Source organism: Chryseobacterium culicis, assembly GCF_900108365.1.
Lineage (GTDB): Bacteria > Bacteroidota > Bacteroidia > Flavobacteriales > Weeksellaceae > Chryseobacterium > Chryseobacterium culicis.
On the sequence record NZ_FNWQ01000001.1, the window covers coordinates 951,338 to 977,133 of the forward strand.

At 38.4% G+C, this 25,796-nt stretch carries 19 protein-coding genes; 7 read left to right on the forward strand and 12 right to left on the reverse strand.

The window, feature by feature from the left end; translation table 11 throughout:
• Positions 1 to 72: 72 nt before the first annotated feature.
• Both BLW74_RS04290 and BLW74_RS04295 read right to left on the reverse strand, forming a co-directional pair.
• Positions 73 to 2,196, reverse strand: a complete 2,124-nt coding sequence (locus BLW74_RS04290; protein WP_089690195.1) for a cation:proton antiporter — start codon at positions 2,194 to 2,196, stop codon at positions 73 to 75.
• A 6-nt stretch (positions 2,197 to 2,202) separates the two neighbouring features.
• Positions 2,203 to 2,769, reverse strand: a complete 567-nt coding sequence (locus BLW74_RS04295) for a hypothetical protein (protein ID WP_089690196.1) — start codon at positions 2,767 to 2,769, stop codon at positions 2,203 to 2,205.
• 154 nt (positions 2,770 to 2,923) lie between these two features.
• Here BLW74_RS04295 and BLW74_RS04300 point away from each other — a divergent pair, with 154 nt between their 5' ends.
• Entirely contained in the window at positions 2,924 to 3,853 is a 930-nt protein-coding gene (locus BLW74_RS04300; protein WP_089690197.1) for an alpha/beta hydrolase, read from the forward strand.
• Positions 3,854 to 3,928: 75 nt separating this feature from the next.
• Here BLW74_RS04300 and BLW74_RS04305 read toward each other — a convergent pair whose 3' ends face one another.
• Positions 3,929 to 4,834, reverse strand: coding sequence for a DMT family transporter (locus BLW74_RS04305; protein ID WP_089690198.1), 906 nt, complete (start codon positions 4,832 to 4,834; stop codon positions 3,929 to 3,931).
• A 245-nt stretch (positions 4,835 to 5,079) separates the two neighbouring features.
• On the opposite strand from BLW74_RS04305, the gene purE reads away from it, so the two are divergent.
• Positions 5,080 to 5,583: a 5-(carboxyamino)imidazole ribonucleotide mutase gene (gene purE / locus BLW74_RS04310; protein WP_089690199.1), complete on the forward strand. Its 504-nt coding sequence runs from the start codon at positions 5,080 to 5,082 to the stop codon at positions 5,581 to 5,583.
• 54 nt (positions 5,584 to 5,637) lie between these two features.
• Here purE and BLW74_RS04315 read toward each other — a convergent pair whose 3' ends face one another.
• The 5 genes from BLW74_RS04315 to ahcY all read right to left on the reverse strand — a co-directional run bounded on the left by BLW74_RS04315 (position 5,638) and on the right by ahcY (position 11,836).
• Positions 5,638 to 7,197 (reverse strand): BspA family leucine-rich repeat surface protein, encoded by a 1,560-nt coding sequence (locus BLW74_RS04315; RefSeq protein WP_089690200.1) that lies wholly within the window; start codon positions 7,195 to 7,197, stop codon positions 5,638 to 5,640.
• 16 nt (positions 7,198 to 7,213) lie between these two features.
• On the reverse strand, positions 7,214 to 8,770 hold the full coding sequence (locus tag BLW74_RS04320) for a BspA family leucine-rich repeat surface protein (RefSeq protein ID WP_089690201.1): 1,557 nt from the start codon (positions 8,768 to 8,770) through the stop codon (positions 7,214 to 7,216).
• A gap of 179 nt (positions 8,771 to 8,949) precedes the next feature.
• Entirely contained in the window at positions 8,950 to 9,342 is a 393-nt protein-coding gene (gene yiaA / locus BLW74_RS04325; RefSeq protein ID WP_089690202.1) for an inner membrane protein YiaA, read from the reverse strand.
• Positions 9,343 to 9,608: 266 nt separating this feature from the next.
• Positions 9,609 to 10,418, reverse strand: coding sequence for a hypothetical protein (locus BLW74_RS04330; RefSeq protein WP_089690203.1), 810 nt, complete (start codon positions 10,416 to 10,418; stop codon positions 9,609 to 9,611).
• A gap of 104 nt (positions 10,419 to 10,522) precedes the next feature.
• On the reverse strand, positions 10,523 to 11,836 hold the full coding sequence (ahcY, locus tag BLW74_RS04335) for an adenosylhomocysteinase (RefSeq protein ID WP_089690204.1): 1,314 nt from the start codon (positions 11,834 to 11,836) through the stop codon (positions 10,523 to 10,525).
• Positions 11,837 to 12,001: 165 nt separating this feature from the next.
• Between ahcY and BLW74_RS04340 the strand changes: the two genes are divergently transcribed.
• Positions 12,002 to 12,520, forward strand: a complete 519-nt coding sequence (locus tag BLW74_RS04340) for a HugZ family pyridoxamine 5'-phosphate oxidase (protein WP_089690205.1) — start codon at positions 12,002 to 12,004, stop codon at positions 12,518 to 12,520.
• 101 nt (positions 12,521 to 12,621) lie between these two features.
• Positions 12,622 to 13,323, forward strand: coding sequence for a 4'-phosphopantetheinyl transferase family protein (locus BLW74_RS04345; protein ID WP_228424766.1), 702 nt, complete (start codon positions 12,622 to 12,624; stop codon positions 13,321 to 13,323).
• On the opposite strand, the gene BLW74_RS04350 is transcribed toward BLW74_RS04345, so the two are convergent.
• From BLW74_RS04350 to porU, 3 genes are all read right to left on the reverse strand, one after another.
• Positions 13,304 to 15,568, reverse strand: coding sequence for an FUSC family protein (locus BLW74_RS04350; RefSeq protein WP_089690207.1), 2,265 nt, complete (start codon positions 15,566 to 15,568; stop codon positions 13,304 to 13,306). The genes BLW74_RS04345 and BLW74_RS04350 overlap by 20 nt on opposite strands.
• 285 nt (positions 15,569 to 15,853) lie before the next feature.
• Positions 15,854 to 17,017 carry a type IX secretion system outer membrane channel protein PorV gene (gene porV / locus BLW74_RS04355; RefSeq protein ID WP_089690208.1) on the reverse strand — a complete coding sequence of 388 codons (1,164 nt, stop codon included), beginning with the start codon at positions 17,015 to 17,017 and terminating at the stop codon, positions 15,854 to 15,856.
• A 59-nt stretch (positions 17,018 to 17,076) separates the two neighbouring features.
• Positions 17,077 to 20,979, reverse strand: coding sequence for a type IX secretion system sortase PorU (gene porU, locus BLW74_RS04360; RefSeq protein WP_089690209.1), 3,903 nt, complete (start codon positions 20,977 to 20,979; stop codon positions 17,077 to 17,079).
• Between the two features lie 164 nt (positions 20,980 to 21,143).
• On the opposite strand from porU, the gene gldJ reads away from it, so the two are divergent.
• Both gldJ and BLW74_RS04370 read left to right on the forward strand, forming a co-directional pair.
• Positions 21,144 to 22,745, forward strand: coding sequence for a gliding motility lipoprotein GldJ (gene gldJ / locus BLW74_RS04365; protein WP_089690210.1), 1,602 nt, complete (start codon positions 21,144 to 21,146; stop codon positions 22,743 to 22,745).
• Positions 22,746 to 22,900: 155 nt separating this feature from the next.
• Complete coding sequence (locus BLW74_RS04370; RefSeq protein ID WP_089690211.1) at positions 22,901 to 24,172, forward strand: UDP-N-acetylmuramoyl-tripeptide--D-alanyl-D-alanine ligase; 1,272 nt, start codon at positions 22,901 to 22,903, stop codon at positions 24,170 to 24,172.
• Positions 24,173 to 24,234: 62 nt separating this feature from the next.
• Here the strand turns inward: BLW74_RS04370 and BLW74_RS04375 are convergent, their stop codons facing one another.
• Positions 24,235 to 24,852 (reverse strand): NUDIX hydrolase, encoded by a 618-nt coding sequence (locus BLW74_RS04375; RefSeq protein ID WP_089690671.1) that lies wholly within the window; start codon positions 24,850 to 24,852, stop codon positions 24,235 to 24,237.
• A gap of 517 nt (positions 24,853 to 25,369) precedes the next feature.
• Here BLW74_RS04375 and BLW74_RS04380 point away from each other — a divergent pair.
• Complete coding sequence (locus tag BLW74_RS04380; protein ID WP_089690212.1) at positions 25,370 to 25,759, forward strand: orotate phosphoribosyltransferase; 390 nt, start codon at positions 25,370 to 25,372, stop codon at positions 25,757 to 25,759.
• Positions 25,760 to 25,796: the final 37 nt, after the last annotated feature.

Sequence of the window (25,796 nt, forward strand, 5' to 3'; positions counted from 1 at the left end):
TTAATAATTTAACAAAGAATGATTATTCACACATCGGCAACCTCCAGCATCCCTCTTCCAGCTCCCTGCCTTTTATTTAAAAATCTTCTGAATCACATTTCCAATCTCCACAAAATCGCCATGATTTCCAACAGAACGTATTTCAGGGCTGTTTTTGTCATACTCCGAGAAAGGGAAAATAAGAAGATAATTGTTATCCTTCAGATTCCTGTTCAGAAGTTCAGGGATCAGTCTCATTCTCGGGATATAAGATTTCATACCGCGCTTTGCCATCAGAATAATCAAGGCTTCATCATCTTTCAACTGTGCAGCGGTTCTTTCGCCATCCTGCCAGGTGTTCATAATGATGAATTCTGCTTCTATATTGGCTTTTTTAATGATCTTCTGAAGAATATCAAGAATGTTTTCCGGCGCATAAAAAATTACTGTTGCTCCTGAATTTCTGGCAATATTCCAGACTCTCAGCAAAGCGTGGAAAAAGCCGGCTTCCTGATGAGCATTTTCAGGAATCATGACCGCATATTTTTTAATGGTGGAAAGTGGTTGTGCCGCATGATAAACCAGAACATTCACATCATCATTCTGCAGATAACCGTTATAAAGATTGTATACAAAAGAAGGAGAAAACCCTTTTTCATCCTCCAGCCCAATAATAAGGTCTGTGATTTTCTGTTCTTTGATTACATTATTGACCCCGTTGATCACATCATTGTCATATCTTTTTAAAGCCTGTAATTTAACATCTGCGGCGGCGGCCGCATCTGTCGCCTGATGAAGAAGTTTCTCTGCATTCTTTACGGAAGATTCATTTTTATCTTCATTGATGACATTCAAAGCAAATAAATCTTCGGTGTTGGAGTGTGCTTTGATCAGGATTCCCAGATTCACCATTCTTTCTACAGTAGCTTCGTGGTTAATCGCCAATAGTATATTTTCTTCTTCATGCGTATTTCCGGATACGGTATCTTCATTATCACTTTCCGCAATTTTTTGGGCACTCGCCATTGAAATGAAAGAGGAAATGGTACAGGAAATCAGGATCAGTAAAATACTTCCGTTCAGCACATGTTCGTTCAATAATCTTACCGGCTCTCCGGTTTCGGTTTCAGAAAGAATGATGTTATATCCTACCATTACAGAAGCCAGTGTTGCCGCTGCCGATGCAGAGCTCAATCCGAAAATCAGTTTTCCTTCCTCTTTGGTGAGTCTGAATGTTTTTTGAGTGGCTACCGCAGATAGATATTTCCCCCCGATAGATGCTGCCAGCATAATTCCTGCAACTTCCAGTGTTTCCCAGCTTTTGAAGAAAACTTTGAAATCAATCAGCATTCCTACACTGATCAGGAAGAAAGGAATAAAAATGGCATTTCCCACAAACTCCACTCTGTTCATCAAAGAAGAGGTGTGAGGAATAAGCCGGTTTAAAGCCAAGCCGGCAAAGAATGCTCCGATAATTGCTTCTACACCAGCCAGTTCAGCCAGCATCGCAGCCAGATAAATCATCACCAGTACAAAAATATACTGTGAGATTTTATCATCCACTCTTTTGAAAAACCAACGGCCAATGATAGGAAATACAATAAGTACAATCAGGGCAAAAACAACAAAAGAGACAGATAATTTAACCCAAAATTCGGTTCCTACATCACCCTGAGACATTCCCACAATCACAGCAAGTACCAATAAAGCAAGAATATCTGTGATCATGGTCCCTCCAACGGTGATATTAACTGCTTTGTTTTTAGCTATTCCAAGCTTGCTCACCAACGGATAAGCAATCAGGGTATGAGACGAAAAAAGACTTGCAAACAGAATGGAAGTCAGCATGGAGAAATGTAAGATGTAATATCCTCCCAGATATCCCAGAACAAAAGGAACCGTAAATGTGTAAATACCAAAGGTGAGACTTTTCCATTTATTTTTCTTAAAATCTCCCATATCAATCTCAAGGCCGGCCAGGAACATGATGTAGAGCAGTCCCGTAGTTCCCGTTACCACAATACTGCTGTCTCTGGATAAAACATTGAATCCGTTCGGGCCAATAATAGCTCCGGCGATGATAAGCCCCAAAAGATGCGGAACTTTAATTTTATTAAGCAGCAGTGGTGCTGCAAGGATAATGACCAGTACCAACAGGAACTTCAGTACCGGATCTTCTATAGGAAGACTCAGGTTGTGTATACTCAGTAAAATCATAAGTGTTTATTTTGTGGAACGTACTAATTCAACAGAGAACTTGGCGGTACAGCCATCAGAAGTGATGGTTCTTGTTCCTTTGATCTTGTTGTCCGAAATATCATTGAGAAGAACGCTCATCTCTACATTCTTTTTGGCTGTAGAATCTGTTTTAAAAGACAGTCTAATCTCATTGTTTTCAAACTTGCCCGTATACAGCCGTACCAGGTTATTGTTATTGATGATCTTAGTAATGGGCTGGGTAGAATCATTATCAAACTCCCAGAGATCAGTACGCTGATCGCCTACAGCATACTCGCTGCAGTTGGATTCTGTACAGATTACTTTTCCGTTCCATGCACCGGAAATTTCTGTGGGCCAGGCAGCAGCAATTACCACAGAATCTTTCCTGGCAAAAATACTGTCTCTCATTTTAAGAAGTGACTGATATTCGGATTCTTTCTTGGCGAATACTTTCTCTTTCTCCAATAATTGTTTCTCCCTGTCTGTCAGGTTTTTTTCTTTCTCTTTGTAATCACAGCTTACAAGAAGAAAAGAAGCGGTCAGAAATAAAAAAAATGTGTTTTTCAGCATATTGTATTAGTTGGAGTATACAATATAAGGAAAATGAGGGAAATACAAAACCCAACTGAAGCATATCTGATTTAGATTATTTTTAATAAGTTAAAAGACAGTTGGATAGGTTAGGTAAGATTATTGATATTATTTTTTCATTAAATTAAATGGAATGAAAAATATTTTTTTCTCTTTTTTATTTCTCGGAAGCTTGTTTTCAGCTCAGGCCGGACTTTCCACAAAAGCGCAGTTACCGTCTCTCAATCTCTGGAAAACCATTCCTGATGGTCCCGGACCCAAAGGCGAAATGATCATTTCTCCCAAGGGGTCTCTTACGAATATCACTACTCCTAAGCTTATTGTTCATCAGCCGGCAAATCCTAATGGAATAGCCGTTCTCATAATCAGTGGCGGCGGATATGCCCATATCGAATCCGGATCAGAAGGATTTCCTGCTGCAGAATGGCTGAAATCTTTGGGGATTACAGCTTTTGAGCTTCAGTACAGACTTCCGGAAGAAGGCTGGGCAACAAGATCAGTGGCTTTTCAGGATGCACAGCGCGCCTTACGTATTATCCGAAAGAAGGCTGTAGAATATAAGATCAATCCAGATAAGATTGGGGTACTCGGGTTTTCTGCCGGCGGACATCTTGCGGGATATATTTCTTCTACATTCAGCACAGCGTATTATCAGGCTCAGGATGATATTGACTTAATTTCTGCCCAACCCAATTTTACCGCAATGATTTATCCGGTAGTTTCTATGCTGCCACCAAATAATACGACTCATTCATTTAAATCTTTATTAGGGAAAGATTCTGATACTCAGGATCAGATCAGGCTTTCTGTTGAAAAACAGGTGAATGCACAAACTCCCATCACTTTCCTGGCTCAGTCTGAAGATGATCCTATTTCTCCTGTAGAAAACAGTATCCTCATGTACCGGGCGTTAAAAGACCATGCAATTCCGGCTGAATTACACTTGTTTCAGTCAGGGGGGCATGGCTGGGGACTGGGTAAAAAAGGAACCAGTACCGGAGAATGGACGGAACTTTTTTTAAAATGGTTAAAAGCGAATGGAATTGATAATAGTGATCAGTGATTTTCTTAAAGTCTTAATGCATTTTTTACCCACAGATGAAACAGATGAGAACAAATTTAAATGATAAATGGTCTTTTATTCCAATCTTTGTCTTTTAAACATTTCCGGTTTGTAATTGATAATAAAAACACCGCAGATGATCATTACGGCAGCCAGGATGAATTTAGATGTCACTTTTTCATCCATAATAAGCCAGCCCAGAAATATGGCAATAATGGTATTGATGTAGGCCAGAATAGAAACCTGTACCGGAGAAATTTTCGTCAGTGCATAGTGGAAAGCGAAAAAAGCAGCTACAGAACCGAAAAGAGCAAGATATACCATAGCTGAAATACTTTTAAGAGTCCAGTTTCCGAAGTTATAATTTTCAGAAAACAGAAATGCAAAAATAATCTGAACCAGCCCTGCAAACAGGAACTGATAGAACAGGTTCAATGTTATATTACCGCTCTGGATATTTAATTTTTTGGTAAAAATAGTTCCGGAAGCCCAGCCTGCAATAGCGCAGAACAGAAAAATCATACCCATTCTGTAATCGGGGTTGGCAAGATCTTTAATACCATCCCAGAAAATAAAAAGAATCCCGCCGAAACAGAGCAAAACACCACTGAGTGCCCGGAAGCTGAATTTTTGTAAGCCTATCGCTACACTCCCCAGAAATACCAGAATAGGGGAGCAGGCACTGATGAGTGAGGCAAGGCTGCTGGAAACCGTTTCTTCAGCTACAGTGGTCATGCCATTAGCTACTACCAGCATCAGGGAAGCAAAAATAATCTGATACCCCAGACTTTTCCAGCCAATCCATTTGAATTCTTTTCTCGAAAGAAGAATAAAAAACATAATAACAGAAGCCGTAAACTGCCGGATTCCTGCTACAAACCATGCGGGGATCGTTTCCACGGCGACGCGGATCGCTAAAAAAGTAGTTCCCCAGACAATGGCAACAGTAAGAACCGCAAAAATAAGTTTATAATCTTTCAATGTAAATCAGTAGTGTAACGGGCAAATGTAGAGGTTTTAATACAATTGTGATGGGTACAGTTGTTTGGATTTTTACTGATACAGATTGGGGTATGGGTTGGTCGTTGTTAATGGAATGGTTGCTGTTTAGTTTAGTTTAGTTTAGTTTAGTTTTGCATATTTGATAGTATTTAATAGAACTTCCGGCATCCTTCCTTCAACTTCCAGCTTTATTTTTTATCTTTGAGCATCTAATAAAATTGAAGATGGTAGGAATTATTATGGGCAGTCAGAGTGATCTGCCGATCATGGAGCAGGCTGCAAATTTTCTTAAAAGCCTTGATATCCCTTATGAATTAACTGTTGTTTCCGCACACAGAACCCCTGAAAGAATGTTCGATTATGCCAAGACAGCTCAGGAGAGAGGCCTGAAGGTAATTGTAGCAGGAGCAGGAGGAGCAGCTCATCTTCCGGGAATGGTGGCCAGCTGTACAACACTTCCGGTAATCGGAGTTCCGATTTTGTCCAGTAATTCTATAGACGGGTGGGATTCAGTGTTATCTATTCTTCAGATGCCTGGTGGAATTCCCGTAGCCACAGTAGCTTTGAACGGAGCTTTGAATGCCGGAATTTTAGCTGCAAAAATTTTAGGAAGCTGTAATGAAGAAGTAGCGGCAAAGCTTCAGAAATATCAGGATTCTTTAAAAGATAAAGTGCTGGGAACGGTAGATGACATTAAGGCCCAGCATCCTAATCATTTTGACAAATAGTTTACACGTAAACTTACAATAAAAGCCCCGCTGTTCAGCGGGGCTTTCTCTGTTTTATTTCTTAATGAATTTTGAAGAGATCGTTTTATCTTTCAGAATGAGTTGTAAAATGTAGTTTCCTTTTAACAGCGAGCCTATATTAATCATTGCTCTGCCGGGATTTCCTTCCTGTACTATTCTTCCGCTGGCATCAAAAATTTTATAGCCTTTGATATCACTGAGTCCTTCAATATGGATATCGTCCACTGCAGGATTCGGATAGAGCAGAATTTTTTTACCGGGCTGTATGTCTGATGAAGACAGTAAACAGTTTCCTACAGTATCTCCGGACATGATCCATCCTTTATTGATAAGGATATTTCTTTTATCGGCTGCATTGGAAGCGTATTTCAGAGGCGCTATGATATCTAAATCAATATTATTTGCCGTGTTAGGATTGTCAGCCCATCCTGCCAGTGTATTACTGAAATTTTCACAATCCATTCCTGTTTCCATCAAAGCCTGTGCACCGATAGTAAGGGAGGCCAGATTCCAGCTTGCAAGAGAATGATTAAAGTTAGGAGTTTCTTTCAGAATCTGGTCTATTCTGGTAACTTTTGACATATCCCAATTTTCCAAAGAATGATTAAAAGCCGTACAGCCATGAATAGCATGGGCCATATTCGTAATTTTAGAAGTATTCCAGTTATTTAATGATTGATTAAACGCAGAATCAAAATGGAACATAAAACGAATATCTTCAAGGCTTGAGGTATCCCAGTTATCCATAGGCTGGTTATAGCTGGGACAAAGAGCAAACATCCATTTCATATCCTTTACATTAGAAACATTCCAGCTGTTCAGTGTCTGGTTGAAAATTCCTCTTCCTGCAAACATAGCGCTGAGATCCGTTGCCGATGACATGTTCCAGCTATTAAGATAAGGGGAGTTGAACTGATCAGGAAGGGTAGTATTGATACTGTCATACATGATCGCAAACATGCTTCTGAAATTCTTGATCCTGGAAGTATCCCAGTTTTGCATAGAACTGGCACCGGTAAAGCTTTTTATACCATAAAACATATACGAAGCATCTTCAATATTAGTAAGATCAGGACTGTCTTCCGCCGTAATCTGAATCAGTTTACAGTGGCCGAATGCACTGTTCATAGAGGTCCAGGCGATGTTTCCCCACTGTTCTATTTCCAATATCTTATCGGCGCTGCCGTTGATCTGCCAGATCGGGAAAACCTGATCAGGAAGTTGTACCTCCTGTACATCTCCGAATTTGATCTGTCTGAAAACACCGTTGCCATTGCTTACTTTTACTCTGTATTTTGCTGCCGATTTATGCCCGAATGACATTCCGAAATCAATAAAAACCTGTTTTGTGGAAGTTACACCAATAAGGCTGCCATTGTGCTGGGGATAGCCCACTTCCTCCCAGTAGATGTCATAATTCTCACCAATTCCGGGAAACCATATTTGCTGATCATTGGCCTGATAGGGAGCACTTACCGTAATGGGCTGTATGACTGTAGAAGCAGGTTTCCAGATCGTAATAAATTCATTCTGGGCTTTTACTGTAGATAACAGCAAAATAAAAAGCCCTGCCAAAAGTTTTTTCAATGCCATATGGAGTGTTTTACGATTATTTCTTAATGAATTTTGAAGAGAATGTAGAGTCTTTCAGGATGAGCTGCAGAATGTAATTTCCTTTGGGTAAACTGCTTACATTGATGATATCTTTATTAGGATTTCCCTCCTTTACGAGCCTTCCGCCGGCATCATAAATTGAATAACTTTTAATATCTGCCAATCCTTCAATATGGATATCATCCGCTGTGGGATTAGGATAGAGTGAAAGTTTTCTGTTTGGTTTTACATCCGATGAAGATAATAAACAGCTTCCAACAGCATCTCCGGTTAATGTCCATCCTTTATTGATCAGAATATCTCTTTTGTCTGACACATTTGAAGCATATTTTAATCCTGTTACAGAACCTAATAAAACATTGTTTGCCGTGTTAGGATTATCTGCCCATCCCAGGAGGGTTTTGCTGTAATTTTCGCAATTAATGCCGGACATACTAAGGGCAGCGCCCCCATTAGTTACAGAAGCCAAATTCCAGTTTCCTAACGGCTGATTAAAGCTTGAGGCTACATTCAGAATCTGATCTATTCTCGTTACTTGAGTCATATCCCAGCTTTCTAAAGACTGATTAAATGAAGTACATCCATGAAATACGTGAGCCATATTGGTAACCTTTGAAGTGTTCCAGTTGAGGGGCTGGTTAAAAACAGGAATCATATGAAACATGAAATGCATATCCTCTAGGTTAGAAGTATCCCAGTTGTCCAGGCGCTGATTGAAGCTTAAGCACTGGCCGAACATCCAGCTCATATCAGTTACTTTTGATACATCCCAGCTATTGAGACTCTGGTTAAAAAGCTTTCTGTTTCCAAACATATAACTCAGGTTGGTAGCAGAAGACATATTCCAGCTGTCAAGATAAGGGGTGTTGAACTGCTCGGTAAGGGCAGCCGGTGTAATATCAGATAAGAGCGAAAACATAAAACTGAAATTCCTGATCTTTGATGTATCCCAGTTTTGCATAGAGCTGGCGCCTGTAAAGCTGGTTGTACCGTAAAACATGAATGAAGCGTCTTCCACATTATTCAGTTTCGGGGTATCTGTTGCAGTAAGCTCCATAAGCCTGCATAAGCTGAAAGCACTGTTCATGCTCGCCCATGAAATATTACCCCACTGTTCTATTTCCAATAATTTATCTGCACTTCCGTTGACCTGCCATATAGGAATGAGCTGTTCAGGAGCTGCAAATAGCTGAGGATTTCCGAATTTTATCTGTCTGAAAGCTCCGCTGCCGTTAGTGACTTTTACTCTGTATCTGGCATCCGTTCCGTCTGACAGTGAGGTGCCGAAATCAATAAGAACCTGCTTTGTAGAAGTGACGTTGGTAAGGGAACCGTTATGCTGAGGATATCCTATTTCTTCCCAATAAATATCATAATTTTCACCAATTCCCGGAAACCATATTTGCTGCGGGGTAGCCTGGTACGGAGCATCTACAGTTACTGTGGGTATTGCAGTAGATGCGGGTTTCCAGATGGTAATAAACTCATCCTGAGCATTCACAATGATCATTGTCAGAAGAAAAATAAGAGCCGGGATCTTTTTTAAAATCATGATTATAGTTTATGGTATTAGTTTTGGCTGAAAATAGGAATAAGTTTATATTTTTAATTATATCTCTATTTTATGACATAAATATAAGTAAATTTTGAAATATTAATAATATTATTCGTTATTGTTTTGAATATCATTTATTTTATCAAATAAAAAACTCTCCGTTTTGGAGAGTTTACTTATTCCTGAATCATATTGTCACGCGTATTTTTCTGGACGGCAATGGCTCCGAAGAGTGCAAGCAAAAACGCAAAGGCGTAAAAACCTTTCTCACTCGGAAGAATAGTAGCATTCCAAAGCCCGATCGCCAGCAATACAATAGATGATAATGTAGCAAACCAGCAGATCCCATAGTAAATATCTGTTACCTGAATGTTTTCTAACCTGTCTCTTACCGCTTTCTGTAAAGAAACAACAGCAAATAAGCCATAAAGTAGAATAGTGAAATAATATCCTTTTTCATTCAGCAGCATTTCAGCTCTTGCAAGCCCCACGATGAAACCGATCATTCCTGCCCCTAATGCTACCCACGATGCGGCTACGAATGCATTCGATACCTTTTGTTTTTTCATAGATTAATGTTTTATTTGAAGGAGCTAAGATATTCATTTTTTGTAAATACAGCTCTGGTAAAGGGAAAATATGGGAAAAATACTGAATAGATGGAGTAGGTTTATGTTTCGGCTAAAGCCGAATGGATGTTTTTTTATTTATAAAAACGGGCTAAAGCCCGTCCCTATTGAATCATTACAATATAAACCTCGAAAACATTAGAGCTCGCACCTCGCATCCCGAATCTTGCCCCACAAAAAACTCCCCAAAACAGGAGAGCTTATTTTTATTGAGTAATATATTCGTAATTATACTGAACGGACAGGCTTCCGTCAGCCTCTTTTCCGATAACCTGAACCGGTAATCCGGAGCTGTTATACTGTATTGTATAGCTTATAGTCTGGCTTTGCTGCCATACACCATTATTTTTAAAGCTTATTTTTTCAACGGGATAGTTGTTTTTACTTAGATTGTAGGCTCTTCCCATCATAATTTTCAGATACTTGTTGATATTGGTGTAAGGGTTGAGTTTATCATCGTAAGAAAAATCACTTTTATTGCTGTAGGTTATTGCTCCTCCCCATGTTGAGGTTTCAGATGAAATATTGTTTCCATTATAGACATAGGTGTCAGTTCCTGGATTAGAGCATTCAGGATTCTGGCAAAGGGTAGAAGAGATCACCTGTCCGGTTGTATTATAATTATAGGTAACCGTTCTGTTGTAATTTGAATTGGTATAGATGGCTTTGATATTGGCTAACTGATCTCCATTATAAGTATAGGCAGAATAATAATCTACTGTACCATCAGGTTTATAGTAAATAGTTTTTACAGGCTTTCCGGCATTATCATATTCAAAAGTTGAGGTTCTGCCTTCTGAAATGGTTTTGATTAATTGTCTCTGGGCATTATAACTTAATGTTGACACAGTAGTTTCAGGATTGGCAGGATCATCATAATAGACGGTTGTCACTTTACTCAGTAACAGCTGAGGTTGTCCGGATGGATTATCAGTTCCCTCATTATCGTCATTACTGCTGCAGCTGTTAGAGAATACAACAGCGCTTATCAGTCCCATCAATAAGAATTTTTTCATGGTATTAATTTAGGTGGCAAAAATAATGAATTGCTCTGCAGTTTTGCATAAAAAAATCCCACTATTTCTGAAATAGTGGGATTTTATCTTATTTTATTTAAATCTTAGTATCTGTAGTATTCAGGTTTGAATGGTCCTTTTACATCTACTCCGATATATTCAGCCTGCTCAGGAGAAAGAGTTTCAAGCTCAACGCTTAATTTCTTAAGGTGTAAAGCGGCTACTTTCTCATCTAAGTGCTTAGGAAGCATGTATACTTCGTTTTTGTAAGCTGCAGAGTTATTCCATAATTCGATCTGAGCCAGAGTCTGGTTAGAGAAAGAGTTAGACATTACGAAGCTTGGGTGGCCTGTTGCACATCCTAAGTTTACCAATCTTCCTTCTGCAAGGATAATGATCTCTTTTCCTTCCACCGTGTAAATGTCTACCTGAGGCTTCACTTCAGATTTAGTGTGGCCATAGTTCTGGTTTAACCATGCCATATCGATTTCATTATCAAAGTGACCGATATTACAAACGATCGCTTTGTCTTTCATTTTAAGGAAATGCTCTCCTCTTACGATATTGAAGTTACCGGTAGTCGTGATCACGATATCTGCATTGTCTACCACAGTATCCAGTCTTTTTACTTCATAACCGTCCATAGCAGCCTGAAGTGCACAGATTGGGTCAATTTCCGTAACAGTAACGATAGAACCAGCCCCTCTGAATGAAGCAGCCGTACCTTTACCTACATCTCCGTATCCGCATACAACCACTCTTTTTCCGGCTAACATTACGTCTGTAGCTCTTCTTACTGCATCTACAGCAGATTCTTTACATCCGTATTTATTGTCGAATTTAGATTTGGTTACAGAATCATTTACGTTGATGGCAGGCATTACCAAAGTTCCGTTCTTCATTCTTTCATATAGTCTGTGAACCCCTGTAGTAGTTTCTTCAGAAAGCCCTTTGATGTCTTTTGTGAACTCAGGATATTTATCAAAAACCATGTTTGTTAAATCTCCACCATCATCCAAAATCATGTTTAATGGCTTTCTGTCTTCACCAAAGAATAAAGTCTGCTCAATACACCAGTCAAATTCCTCTGCATTTAAACCTTTCCAGGCATACACCGGAATTCCTGCAGCGGCAATTGCAGCAGCAGCGTGGTCCTGTGTAGAGAAAATATTACAAGATGACCAGGTAACTTCAGCTCCTAAAGCTACCAATGTCTCAATAAGCACAGCCGTTTGGATCGTCATGTGAAGACATCCTGCGATTCTTGCTCCTTTCAGCGGCTGAGACGGTCCGTATTCTTCACGGATAGCCATCAAACCTGGCATTTCTGCTTCTGCAAGGGTAATTTCTTTTCTACCCCATTCTGCAAGGGAGATATCCTTAACTTTATAAGGAACGTATTGTGTTGTAGTACTCATATGTAATGAATAGTTTTAAAATTCAATTGATAACGAAAGGCAAAATTACGATTTATAATTAAGATATAAAAACGGTAGACTAAGTTCAGTTTCATGAGATTAAACATGAATGAATATGATTTAGTCTTAATATAAATAATTAAATTGAACCTGTAAAAATAGATTATGAATCATACGCATACAGAAAAGAAAATTAAACCGGTGGTCCCAAAAGTACAGGAACTGATCAATGCTTCAAAAAGTGTAATACTGGCTACAGTAGACGCAGATGGATTTCCTAATCCAAGCTATGCGCCTTTTGTGCAGGTAGGTTCAACCTTTTATATTCTGGTTTCTTTCATGGCAAAACATACTAAAAATCTTGCTGATGGAAGAAAAACAGCTATAATGTTTATTAAAGATGAATCAGCCACTAAGCAAATATATGCCCGAGAACGATTAACTCTTGAAGTTACACCTTCTCAGATAGAAAGAGATTCTGAAGTATGGAATAATGTGGTAGCTCAACTTAAGCAAGCTCACGGAAAAGTAGTGGATGTAATTTCCGGGATGGGAGATTTTATTTTAATTGCATTGCAGCCTGTAAAAGGATCGTATGTGAATGGTTTCGGAAGTGCTTATTTTGTAGATGCCCATCTGGAAATAGTTGAGCATAGAAATGATGTGAATCATCAGGCTGAATAACTGAACCGGAAGTTGGATGCTGGAGGTTTGTAAAGATTAAGGAAACAAAGAACTGGTTTTTTGTACTAATTTTTTAATTTAATCTGAAATTTACTCTTATAATGAATAAGAACTTCCATCCTCGAGCTCTCATCTTTAACCTTCTCCCGAATGATTTCTTTTTAGTATTTTTGTCCAATAATAAAAGAATGCCCCTCTACAGAGATTTTTCAGATGATAATGCCACGATTCTGGTTTGGAAATATGATGAAAGTGAAGAACTTGATATCAATCAGCTGCTGGAACCGGAAAATGCCGGTAAGGTAAAAGATTATCATCCTAAAAAATTATTGGAAGTCCTGATGGTTCGTAAGCTCCTGAAAGGATTGAAGCCGGATGCTAAAATTTTATACAGAGAAAGAGAACCTTTTCTTTCGCCTAAGGATGCGGAAATTTCTATCACACATTCCTTTCCTTTTGCGGCCATTGCTATTTCTAAAAATAAGATAGGAATAGATGTAGAAAAATTCAACCCTAAAATCTTAAGGGTGATTGATAAATTCACCTATGAAAGTGAGCGCAGCTTCATTCCTGAAGACAAGGCGGATACTTTCTATACTATTATATGGAGTGTAAAAGAAAGTATGTACAAAATCCATCATTCAAAATACTGGTCTTTAAAAAAGAATTATGAAGTAAAGCCTTTTGAACTGAAGCATCTTCATAAAATAAGCTGCCGGGTATATGATGACGAGTTTTCTGATGAATTCAAGGCCAGAGTAGAATTCTTCGATGATTACTGCTTTACGATTGTGGAGGAGTAGGATCTGTTTCGTTTTTGTATTTCTCGATCACTTTTCTCTGTTCTTTGGCTACGTCATAGATCAGTTCCAGAATGTCATGAATGTTTTTAAGCTCCGTTAAGTGGGACACTTTATCAGGATCTCTTCTGTCAACAATATCGTTTTCCTCAATCTCGGTTTTTCTTTTCAGAATCATATCCTCAATGGAAGAATCTTCCGGCTCCAGACGGCTTTCCATCTTTAGAGTTTCATTAATGTCATTTCCATGAAGTAGGGCAGAGGTCTGTGTCATCTCTGATTCAATTTTTCTGCTCCAGCTGTCAGCATCTATTTCAGGATATTGCTCGCTGCTCTTTGAATATTGTGATAAAGAAGCGGTATAGGCGGTAATCAGGTGAGAGGTGGCTACAAACTGATGAACAACTTCCAGTTTTTTCTGCTGGTTTTTAGGATCAGAAATCATCCTTTGAAAATTATCGGAAAGGTTGGCTAAGGAAATGATTGCATTTTTTCGTTTTACCTTATAATCCTCAAGATCAAAATTTCCCTGCAGGAATTTAGAAATCACACTCTGGAAGTAGATGAGGTTATCTGCTGCAGATTTTTTCATCAGATCCAGGTTTTGGGTATGTTCCCAGACGGGAAGTACAATATAAGATACTGCAAAAGCAATGATTCCGGCAATGACTGTATCAATAATTCTGTCTTTGAAGATAATATTGATTTTCCCGGGGTTTAAAAAATTAAAGCTCAGAAAAACATAAATCGTCATGAATAATACCGCCCAAAAATACCGCCCCTTAAGGAAGCTGAAACACATGATCATACTGATCAGGAGAATAGCGAACAAAACTCCGTTAATGTGTATAAAGTGCAGAATAGCATACGCAATGCTGGCTCCCGCAATGGTTCCGTAGAGACGGAGCAGATTTCTCTGCTTCGTAATAGAATAGGCTGGCTTTAGAATAGCGGTAATGGTAATTAAGATCCAATACGTATGACCCAATCCCCACAAATCGAACATGGAGAAAATATATCCCAGCATCAAAGCTGTCGTAATTCTAATAGCATGGCGGAAGTGTGAAGATGACAGTGAAATGTTATTCCTTAAAACCTTAGCATTTAATTTAGGTTCATTCGGCATAAATTTTCTGAGATCTAATCCGGTGGATAAACTCTTCGCCAGTTTTATATTTTGGGAAAATACTTTATAAATCTCGTTGATTTCTTTGGTAATTTCATAGATACGCATCAGGATCTGACGCAAAATCATAAAATTTTCCAGATTGTCAGGAGAAAGCTGTTTATTTCTAAGCTCGAAATAATTATAATTTAAATTCTTTAATTCCACATCCAGATCGGCCATTGGCTTTGCTCGGGTACCGCTTTGAAGCGCAATTCCGATATTGGTAATCTCTTCCGCCAACAGATTGAGATAATCATGAATATTAACCAGGATCATGCTGTCCTCAAAGCTTTGCTGGAGCTTTTGATAGTCGCTTTCTGAGGTCATCAGCTTTTCGTGAAGGTCCATGGAATTCAGAAACATCAGCATCAATAGGCGGCTGGTTGTTGTAGATTCATTAACGATGGTTCTCGTTTTAAAAACTGTTTCTCTGGTATCTTCCTGCAGGTTTTTTATTTCAATCTGCTTTGCAATAACCTGGGTAGTGAGCTTGTTAAAATCGGGATTTTTCTGATAATAATTGGCTTTGATCTTTAAAAAATCCGCGAGCTGGAGATAGTTTTCACCAATCATCTGGCTTGCCAGTTTATAAGGACGGATGGTGGTTACAATAAGAAATATAAGCAAGAACCATATACATCCGGAAGCAAAGATCAGAAGGCTTTTAAAGATATTGCTTCCGGTAAGATGTCCGTCAATAAAGATGGCAAGAACAACAAGAGATAGGGAGCCTACTGCGGCTAATCTCTGGCCATAAACGCCAATAAGGGAAAAGAACATTCCGAAGACAATGATCTCTGCAAGAACCAATACTTTGATATTCATCACCAGACTGGCGATGAGCGCTACCAATACAAAGCAGCAGATGGCAAAAGTAAGGGCATTTCTTCTTCGGATAAAAGGTCCCGGCTGGTCCGTAAGGGCGACAAAGCTGGTTCCGAGCGGAAAAAGGAAATATTCTTTCAGAATTCCAAAATGGGCGAGGACTAAACAGGGCAGTACAGTAGCTAATGTAATTCTGATCGCAGAATATACATACTGACTGGTTACAAATTTTTTTAGCTCCGCAGAATAGTTCATCTTACAAAAATAGCTATTGAATTTAAGAAAATCGCCATAAAAAAAAGACTTTTGTAAACTTAATATTATATTTTTAGCCACCTGAATATATTATCAGGCCAATTAAATTGACAAGCGCAGCGTATTGACGATTTATAAGTCAATAGTGAATTTTTGCTTCGCAAAGTGAATGGTGAGTTTTTTTAACGGTTTCAAAAATTGACGAGCGTAGCGGATTGACGATTGACCATTCACAAAAAAAGCCTCATACGAGATGAGGCTTTTTTATATAGCGGGTGCTTTTTTTTAACGGTCATTATTGGATGTTTCATCTCCAATGTTCCAGGTAAGACCGAAACGAAGTGTGTTATCCAAGGCGCTGTTAATTTTAGACATATTGATAAGGTAAGAAAGATCCAGTCCGAAAGAACGGTATTTTAATCCTATACCGGCTGTAGCAAACTGTCTTGCTCCCTGCTCTTCACTTTCATGGAAGTAACCTCCTCTTACAGAAAACGCATTGTCATATGAATATTCCAGGGCACCACTGTACATGATGCTGTTTTTATTTTTGAAAGACTTGCCGATACCAGCCATTGGCCCTACATTTGGAATCTGGTAGATGGGCTGTCTGGTATTTGGATCTATTCCTGCATATTCAGATCCCGGAACTAAAAGTTTTGAACCTTCTACAGAAATTCCTACTCTGTTCATATCATCCAGATACATATCATAGCCAACCCCTAATCTTGCCATGGTCGGAAGATAAGATCTTGATTCTTCATTTCCTGTATAATCCAGCTTTGGACCTAAGTTCTGAATTGCCAGACCTGCGTTTATTTTACCGTCATATCCACCAATACTGGAGAATCTAGGAGAGGTATAATATCCTGAAACGTCTACCGCGAAACTGTTGGCCGCTTTAAGTGTAGTATCTGTATTGAATCCTCCGGCTAAGTCTGAACGGATGAATCTACCGGTAACAGCACCAGAGAAGGAATCAGAAAGCTTTAAGGCGTAAGCAACGTCAATGGAGAATTCGTTTGGTTTTGATGTACCCATTGATGCAATTTCTGTCCCTACCAGCTGAGTCAGGTCTACCTGTCCCATATTGAAATAATAGATACTTGCAGAGATTGTAGATCTTTCTTCCTGCCCCAAAAACTTATGAAACGAAGCATATAATAAGAATACATCATTGGTAAGTTTTCCCATATAAGGCGTATAGTTAAGACCTACGGAAGAACTTGTCCTGCTGAAAGGATATTTAGCCGCATTCCAGAACTGTGAAAATGCATCCGGAGAGGTTACCACCCCTTGATCTCCCATACCTCCTGATCTCGCGTCAGGTGCAATTCTTAGGAAAGGAGCTCCGGTTAGAACTGGGTTTACTTTACCTAAATCTTGCGAATAGCCTAAAAAACCAGCACTCAAACCAAATCCTAAAAGCAGTTTAGTAGTTAAATTCATATGTTGTCTTTTATATATTATCAGTTTTTTATTAATATTATTGTCTATGTATTATTTAATTATTTCAAAAGTACCATTTTTTCTACAGCTGTAGCACTTCCTTTGCATTTTTCTTGATTTTGACTTTTTGCAAATATCTTAAAAATATACGTACCTTTTGCTACTGTAGCACCAAAATCATCTCTTCCGTCCCATTCTATTGCCTGACGGGGCGTTCTAAAGCCCTGTAGGAAAGGTTCTGCTACCACCGGCTGAGATAAAGTTCTTACCAATCTTCCGGTAATGGTATAAATTTGTACGTTCACATCCAGAATATCATCACAGTTGTGCTCAAACTGAATATAGGTTTTGTTCGTAAATGGATTTGGCCAGTTCAGCGGGCGATTGATAACCAGGTGCTGATCTGCTTCATCCTTAACTTCAAAGTTTAACGTAGCAGTTGTAGAATTATTGTTTATGTCCCAAACTTTAAATGTTAATTGGTGCTGACCCACTGCAAGATTTCTGAAAGGATAGGTTACATTTCCTTTCTGAAAATCGGCAAGGCTCGGATTTAAACATCCGTTTCCTTCTCCTGCAGCGTAAAAATCGTTCAGAACAACGGTGTTGATAATCTGCCCGTCCAGATACACTGTAATATCATGACCCACTCCTGAGCCTGTAGAGTTGATCCCAGTATCATCCGTAAGACAGGCAAGAAGCATTGGATTTTGGTTGGTAATACCGCCATCAGCAAAATTGGTATTGTTCATATACAGTTTTACTTTGGGAGGTTGATTATCATTAATTCCGTTAGGGTTGATATCCCCTACCTGTACAGCCTGATTATTGAAAACATCTGTTGATTTATTATCTGCATAGGTTAAAATTCTTCCCTGGCCTACAGCATAGTTAATGTCTTTAGGAACATAGAACTCAGTGGTGAATACGCCGTTTACAGCAGTTCCGGCAGCTTTTACAATAGCACTTCCTTCTTCAGTATAATCTAATACAGGAGCTAGAGCACCATTGTTGTTTAATGTTTTTTTATTTAATCTCTTATCAAAAATATTGATGCTTACCCTACCGTTAAAAGTATTGTTCAGCGTTCCGTTGGGATTGTTGATATGTCCTTTTATTTTAACAAAATCCAAACCTCTTATCAAACCAGGAACCGGAGTTTCAATATTATCAATGACCAGAAGTCTTTGAGGTCTGCTCAGTTTCATGGCAGGGTCACCCAGGAAGTTTACCTTTAAGTGGTTATTATTGGGGCCCTTTTGTTTTTTAGCAATTAAGTGGGCATTTCCTAAAGAGTTAAAATCATCATTGGTTAATTTAAATATATTTTGAGTAAATGTATTGCTGAAATCACGCCCGTAATCTACCCCGATGGCACGGCTGGAAGTAATCATTGTTGATGCACCGCCCTGCTTCATTTTCAGGAACTGTTCTCCTACAGAGTTGGTTGAAGGTTCGTCCCAAAGTGTAAATTCACACGTGATGGTAGAAACAAACGGGAATCTGCTGTATACATTGGAAAAGTTATTGGCATTCTGAACCTCAGTACTTGTCAGTACCCTTTCCTGTGCCCAGCCGTTGATTCCTCCGTGCCCGAAATAAAACAGATATAAACTGTTCCCGATCGCATTGGAAATAGCCTGGTTTACCTGCGGATATCTTCGTCCTCCGGAAGTGCTCTGAGAAGGGAAGGCGTCCATGTATAATTTTTTGACGTTATATTCTTTCAGATCAGTGGAGCTGGATTGTTCAAATATACTCGCCAGAGAAGTATTCATTACATTGTGGAACGGGCTTCCCCCTTCATTGTTGTCATCCACTACGAAATCAAGCCGCATACGCCAGTCTCCGAACGGACTCGATTGCCCCTGAAGAGCGTTATAATAAGCCAGCGTCTTATTGATCATATCTCCGGCTTCGCTTACATTCGCAGCAGGAATTCTTCCTACGGGAAGGTCAGGAAGATTGTTTTCAATTAATAAAGTTGTCTGCGGCTTGGTCATTACAATATAATCATCCGTTACAAATGATGATACATAATCTGAAGACTGTTCACTCTGGTAGCTAGGAACAACATTGGTGTTATTCGGAATCCTGTTTTTATAATCATAGGAAGCATCTCCCAGAATAAATACATACTGAAGCCTTCCAAGAGGAGTGTTCAGTTTGCTGACAAAATCTCTTATGGCGGTAAGATCTTTACTTCCGCTTCCATACTCCTCATAGATCTTATTAATGTCTACAATCTCGACCTTATAATTATGATTGGTCTGATGGTAATTGGCAATTCTCTGTGCCTGGCCCATCATTTCAGGGACCGTCAGGATCAGATAATCTACAGCCTGAATAGCAGAAAGATTCTGATTGGATATTCTTCCTACAAATTGCGGGCTGAATGCCGCATCCGAACGGAATGCTACAAATTCATTATTAAAGTTGGGATCAGAAGCTGTGTATGCAAAGTTGAAAAATCCTGCTCCGGCTTTATTCACCCTTTTGTTGACATTGGTAATGTCTGTCACATCCCATACCTGCTCTATATTTGCAGCATTGCTGATACTGAATCCATAGCTTGTATTGCTTCCACTTACAATAGAGTAATCTCTGAAGTTCATCTGTGAACCATTGAAGGCAAGATTTTCTTTATACTGAATTTCTACATAGTCAAAATAGAAAGTTCCGTTAGGGTTTGTAGAAATATCAGGATTCAGAACGATCGTAAACTGATTTCCGGTAAGATTGGTAAGACTTCCGGTAAATGTTACAGGATAATAAATATATTGATAGCTTGAAGTATCCGTTGGGATGGTCTGCAGCGGATGAGGAGTTAAATTATTAATTTTAAAACCAATCGTATTCTGCTGGGCATTGTAGCCGACTACCTGTGTTCTGTATCGGATAACATCATTAGCCTGGATAGGAGAGTTGGTGGTAAACGTTATTGTTTTTTCATTGATGAAAGGAGTTTCTTCCACCCATGTTCTCCCTACTTTTAAAAGGTTTTTCTGATCTTTGTTGATTACCTGATAATTGTCATATCTTGTAATCAGCTGGGCAGGAAGATTTCCGTCAACTGTTGAAATCCTTTTTCCGGCACCTTTGTCAAAGTTGATATAGTAATAAGAAAAATCTTCATAGATATTTTTGACATTGTTGCTTCTTTCGCTGAAGCGGGTGTCTTTTCTCTTGAAGCCGTTTCCGTTGGAAGTATCATAAAGGTTATATCCGTCCGGACCCTGGGCATAGAAAAGAGCATAATCATTGTCATTCCAAACGCCGTCATCTTCACCTACTACCTGAATAGAATTTTCCTGTAAAGCGCCATATCTTGCATCCTGATTAAATTCGGGAAGCATAAGACCTCCGTTTCCATATATTCTGAAATTTTTAGGGTTTACAGAAGCCGGATTAATTCCGTTGTCTTTTAAAAACTGCGATGTAATTTTGAATACGCCGGATTTATCTACCTTTATTTTGTAGAAGTTTCCACTTGACAGCGGGTTTACGGTAGTTCCTATTTTATTAACCGTTCCTGTAGTATTTACAAATGAAGCCGCTTCAGTAACATTAAACGAAGATAATCTCTGAACACGCCCTTTTACATTTTTAAAGAGAGCAATATTAATGCTGGCATAGTTTTCTCCATCCAGATTATAATAGGAAACATCTGCCACGTCATAGTCCGGAAGTCTGCCTTTATCCAGTTCAAATAATTCCTGATTGGATACGTTTTCCCAGACAAGATCTGAAATTTTCAGCTGCTTTTCTCCGATTTTTTGCTTGGTTGTTATAAAAACATTATTTTGGCTGAAAGAAAAACCCTCATTTGTAAAATTAGGAAGATTCAATTTTGTGTCACCAAAATCCTGGATTTTAGAGCCGTTCCATTCTATGGTATTTCTCTGAGCGTAAAGTGTTGATGCAAAAGCGATTAAAGATAGAAGCGTAATTTTTCGTCTCATGTTTACTATTGAAATTGCTAAATTACAAAATAAATGAAAATTTTAGAATTAAATTGTGATACAATAAAATTAATTTGTTAACGTTTTTCAAAAAAATCAAATGTTTACTTGATTTATTGAATAATTTATTTTTTCTTTGTACTTTGAAAATATTTATATCGACTATGAAAAAACTAAAGTTGTTTTCATTAATAGCATTAAGTTCTACACTTGCATTAACCAGCTGTGGCGGATCGGGAACCAGCAAAGGTGGCGGTACCAAAAAATTTGTCAGTAAAACAGGTTGGAAACCAAACGAAAAACAAGGTTGGTTTTTTGCAGGAAAGCAACAAAAGCAGAAGGGGTGGCCTGGAATGGTATATGTAGAAGGTGGAACTTTTACAATGGGATTAGTGAAAGATGATGTTATGCACGATTGGAATAACACGCCTCGCAGAATGCAGGTAAGTTCATTCTTTATCGGAGAAACAGAAATTACTAACTACGAATACCGTGAATACCTTACATGGTTGAAGTATGTATTTCCACCAAGTGACCCTAGTTTTAAGGAGATCTATAACGGTGCTTTACCAGATACCTTATTATGGGACAACAAATTAGCAAGAAACGATTATAACGAAACGTATCTGCGTTCTCCGGAATTCGATTACTATCCGGTTGTAGGCGTTTCCTGGACTCAGGCCAACAGATACTGCGAATGGCTTTCAGACAGAGCCAATGAAAAAGCTTTGATGCAGGCCGGTATTATTGCCAAAGACTTATATATCAACGAATCCAACAACCAGGGAGGTACTGCATTCAATATGGATAAATTCAAATCCAATGATCCTGAAATGCAGGGATATATTAATGAAAAAAGAATGCAGCAAAAAACTGGTATGAAAACAACCAACCAGAGATTGCTTGCCGCTAACAGAGCTCCGAATGCTGCAATGGTACAGAAGTTCAGACTTCCTACTGAAGTAGAATGGGAATATGCAGCTCTTGGTATGGCTAAAACCAGAGAATACAACCAATACCTGGGTAAAAAACCTGAAATCGAAAGATTAAGAGGTACTAAAGGAAGAGACAGAGGAATGTTCCTTGAAAACTTCAAAATGGGTAAAGGAGACTATTCCGGTATCGCAGGATGGAAGAATGACGGATCTGCTCAGACTTCTGACGTAAGACAGTATCCATCTAATGATCTTGGTATTTATGGTATGTTCGGTAACGTTGCAGAATGGACTGCAGATGTTTACAGACCAATCATTGATGAAGATTATAATGATTTCAACTACTATAGAGGAAATATGCCTCAGGCGATCGTAAGAAACGGAGACGGTACTTACAAAATGATCGACGAAGGTTCTATCAAATATGATACGCTTGCTGACGGAAGATTAGTATACAAAGGACTTCCGGGACAATTTGAAAGACAAACGATTGCTGACTACAGAAACTATAGAGATGGTGACAGACAGTCTTCTTTAGAATATTACAGAGCTTCTGATTCTGCTTCAGGATTCGATATGTACAATTCTCCTAAGACAAGCTTTGTTGTAGATGGAAATGGTAGAGTAAAATTACAGAAAGATACCAAAGAGAGAACTTCAGGAATTTCTAACGAAGTTAGAGTAGTAAAAGGAGGCTCTTGGCAGGATACAGCTTATTGGCTGGACCCGGGACAAAGAAGATATAAAAATCAAAACAGAGCTTATGGTTGGGTAGGATTCCGTGTTGCACAGGATGCCAGAACCAGCGATAAGAGTAGAACTAGAAGATAATATTTATCAAAAAATACTTATAAAAAACCTTCCGAACTTTCGGAAGGTTTTTTTATTTTTGACTCATGAAATCGCTTTCATTAAAAAGTCCTGAATACCCACCTGGAGTTGGTGATTGTCTGTGATTTCTTTTTTTAAAATATATATACTTCCACATGAATATAGAACAGTTTTATCCTGTATTTCTGCAGGCTGCGAAAGTAACCATAGACAGCAGAAAAATAGCAAAGAATGATATTTTCTTTGCCTTTTCCGGCGACAATTTCAATGCTGCCACCCTGGCGGAAAAAGCCATTGATGACGGAGCTTTGGCCGTAATTGTTGAACTTCCGGAGTTCGAAAACAGAGATAAAAATATTTTCTATGTTCCTTCTACTCTTGAATTTCTGCAACAGCTTTCTCTTCATCACAGAAGCAGGCTTTCGATTCCCATCATAGGGCTTACAGGCAGTAATGGAAAGACCACTACAAAAGAGCTGATTCATGCAGTTCTTTCAGAAAAATTTAATGTTCAGTACACATTCGGGAACCTGAATAATCATATCGGAGTTCCTTTAACGATCCTTTCAATTAAACCGGAGCATGAGATGGCTGTGATTGAAATGGGGGCTAACCATCAGAAAGAAATAGAATTTCTGTGCACGATCTCTCAGCCTGATTTTGGATACATTACCAATTTTGGGAAAGCGCATTTAGAAGGTTTCGGAGGTTTTGAAGGCGTGATAAAAGGAAAATCAGAGCTTTATGCTTATCTTAAAAATAATCATAGAACTATAGTTGTTAACGAAAATGATCCTATTCAGATTGAAAAAACTGAAAACTATTCACCAAAAATCACTTTTGGAAAAGAGACCTCCGACTATAATTTTGAATCTTTTTCAGAAGAACATTTTGTAGGGTTAACATACCAGGGGATAAAAGCTGTGTCAAAACTGACAGGAGAGTATAATTTCACGAATCTTTGTGCAGCAGCAAGCCTTGGACTTCATTTCGGAATCAACTTTGAAAAGATAAAACACGCTCTTGAACGCTACACACCTACCAATATGAGATCCCAGGTGGTGAAAAAAGAAGGCAGGACTTTGGTTCTGGATACCTATAATGCCAATCCGAGTTCTATGACAGCATCACTGAATAATTTTATCAGTTTTGAAGGAACTAAAACCATTATCATTGGAGATATGCTTGAATTGGGAGAGGAAAGTGAAAAGGAGCATCAGAACATCTTACAACTGGCTCAAAATCTTCGTTTTGATGAAATTATTACGGTGGGGAAACATTTTAAAGCCGTTAATTCGTCAGGTCTTGCCTTTGAAAATACGGCAGAGTTGACAGAGTATTTAAAGCAGAATACAATACAGTCTGAAAATATACTGTTGAAAGGCTCCAGAGGGATTGCACTGGAGAAGCTGATCGACTTTGTGTAATTAAAAAGGAGGCTGAAAGTTCTATGTTAACTTCCAGCCTCCTTTTTTCATTCTTCCCGCTTTTAGGATTCCCGTTTTTTTGTTTCCCAGAATTCTTTTACGATCAGTTTAATATTTTTAAACGTACTTGGGAAAACTTCATTTTCAATTTCAGAGGTTGTTTTCCAGGCCACTTCAGTAATACCTTCTTCTATTTGCGGTTTAGACGTGTCTTCACCATCATAGATCATTTCAAACCAATGGGTGCATTTTAGAATTTTCTCACCGTTTCTTTCAATATAGATATGGTAAGTGGTATTGATGAACTTTACAAGTTCCACATCACTAAGACCTGTTTCTTCTTCTATTTCCCTTACAGCAGACTCTTCCCTGGATTCTCCTTTTTCCATTTTTCCCTTGGGAAGATCCCACTTGCCAAGCCTTCTGATAAAAAGAATTTTGCCCTCAGGATTATTCACAAGTCCGCCTGCTGCTTCTATAATTCGGAAAAGCTTTTGAAATTCCTGCCAGATTTCGTCCAGATTATCTCCATACACATTAAGTTCCTGCACAGAAGTATTTTCCAGAAGATCCAATGCTATTTCTAAAGTCGTGAAGCTTTCATACCTAAGCTCTTTTTCAAGATTTTCAGGATATTTAGAAACTAACAGCTTTTTTTCGTTCACAAAAACTTTATACATCTTATATTTAGATTTAGCATTGATTATCAGTGATTTGCTTCTTTTTAAAACAATAAGAAATGACTTGTTACTGTCTTTTTGCCACAATCACTCACAAATATATAAAATTGTCATAAAAAGGTAACAGTAATTAAGAGCTTATTTTGTGTATTTATTTCCCTGTCACAAAGGAAAATTTCTTATCAGATAGCTCTACATTTGTTTTAAACAGCAAATCCGGCAGACTGTAGAGATAAATTTTTAATGAAGGAATTTCTGGCTTTAAGTTTACAGGTCAAAAGTAGGGTTTAATAAGTGTCTTTGAAGATTTTTTTATAATTTTGTTGTTGCAGGAAACCCTGTGCCTGCTGTTTTTACCTGATTTTCGGATGAAAGTAACTTTAGTGTTTTCATGGTTGATATTGTATGACCGGAAAATTATGTAGTAAATAAAATATTGAGTATCAGTTTGAAGTATTTATGCATAAAAACTTTATACATTTGTAAGAGTTAAGAATTTAATTATAAAAAATAAGAAATGAATTTAGAAGGACGAAAGATTATTGTCAATAAATCATCTAAAGAGCTTAGTGAGCTACTGAAATCCCCTGAAAATTATAAGGATTTTATGCCGGATGGTCTTCAGAAATTTGAAACCAGAGATAACGGATTTAAATTCGGATTGCAGGGAATGCCGGAAATCGCTTTAAAAATAGACGAAGTGGATGACCACAAAGCGGTTTTAAAATCTGCGAGCTCCAGCTTAGATTTCTCACTAACGGCAACTTTAAACCCGATTAATGATAACCAGACTGAAGTTCAGATGTTATTTGAAGGTAAATTTAACCCGTTTATCAAAATGATGGTAGAAAAGCCATTACAGAACTTTATCAATACGCTTACCGATAAAATCGAAGCTTATAAATAATAGAAAGACCTTCAAAACGAAGGTCTTTTTTATTTTC

What these genes read in the sequence shown, in the direction of transcription:
- purE (WP_089690199.1), top strand. Translation starts at nt 5,080, where the DNA reads ATGGTAGGAATTATTATGGGCAGTCAGAGTGATCTGCCGATCATGGAG.
- BLW74_RS04380 (WP_089690212.1), top strand. Translation starts at nt 25,370, where the DNA reads ATGAATTTAGAAGGACGAAAGATTATTGTCAATAAATCATCTAAAGAG.
- BLW74_RS04375 (WP_089690671.1), bottom strand. Translation starts at nt 24,852, where the DNA reads ATGTATAAAGTTTTTGTGAACGAAAAAAAGCTGTTAGTTTCTAAATAT.
- porU (WP_089690209.1), bottom strand. Translation starts at nt 20,979, where the DNA reads ATGAGACGAAAAATTACGCTTCTATCTTTAATCGCTTTTGCATCAACA.
- BLW74_RS04295 (WP_089690196.1), bottom strand. Translation starts at nt 2,769, where the DNA reads ATGCTGAAAAACACATTTTTTTTATTTCTGACCGCTTCTTTTCTTCTT.
- BLW74_RS04330 (WP_089690203.1), bottom strand. Translation starts at nt 10,418, where the DNA reads ATGAAAAAATTCTTATTGATGGGACTGATAAGCGCTGTTGTATTCTCT.
- BLW74_RS04350 (WP_089690207.1), bottom strand. Translation starts at nt 15,568, where the DNA reads ATGAACTATTCTGCGGAGCTAAAAAAATTTGTAACCAGTCAGTATGTA.
- porV (WP_089690208.1), bottom strand. Translation starts at nt 17,017, where the DNA reads ATGAATTTAACTACTAAACTGCTTTTAGGATTTGGTTTGAGTGCTGGT.
- BLW74_RS04315 (WP_089690200.1), bottom strand. Translation starts at nt 7,197, where the DNA reads ATGGCATTGAAAAAACTTTTGGCAGGGCTTTTTATTTTGCTGTTATCT.
- BLW74_RS04370 (WP_089690211.1), top strand. Translation starts at nt 22,901, where the DNA reads ATGAATATAGAACAGTTTTATCCTGTATTTCTGCAGGCTGCGAAAGTA.
- BLW74_RS04345 (WP_228424766.1), top strand. Translation starts at nt 12,622, where the DNA reads ATGAATAAGAACTTCCATCCTCGAGCTCTCATCTTTAACCTTCTCCCG.
- BLW74_RS04340 (WP_089690205.1), top strand. Translation starts at nt 12,002, where the DNA reads ATGAATCATACGCATACAGAAAAGAAAATTAAACCGGTGGTCCCAAAA.
- BLW74_RS04320 (WP_089690201.1), bottom strand. Translation starts at nt 8,770, where the DNA reads ATGATTTTAAAAAAGATCCCGGCTCTTATTTTTCTTCTGACAATGATC.
- yiaA (WP_089690202.1), bottom strand. Translation starts at nt 9,342, where the DNA reads ATGAAAAAACAAAAGGTATCGAATGCATTCGTAGCCGCATCGTGGGTA.
- ahcY (WP_089690204.1), bottom strand. Translation starts at nt 11,836, where the DNA reads ATGAGTACTACAACACAATACGTTCCTTATAAAGTTAAGGATATCTCC.
- gldJ (WP_089690210.1), top strand. Translation starts at nt 21,144, where the DNA reads ATGAAAAAACTAAAGTTGTTTTCATTAATAGCATTAAGTTCTACACTT.
- BLW74_RS04300 (WP_089690197.1), top strand. Translation starts at nt 2,924, where the DNA reads ATGAAAAATATTTTTTTCTCTTTTTTATTTCTCGGAAGCTTGTTTTCA.
- BLW74_RS04290 (WP_089690195.1), bottom strand. Translation starts at nt 2,196, where the DNA reads ATGATTTTACTGAGTATACACAACCTGAGTCTTCCTATAGAAGATCCG.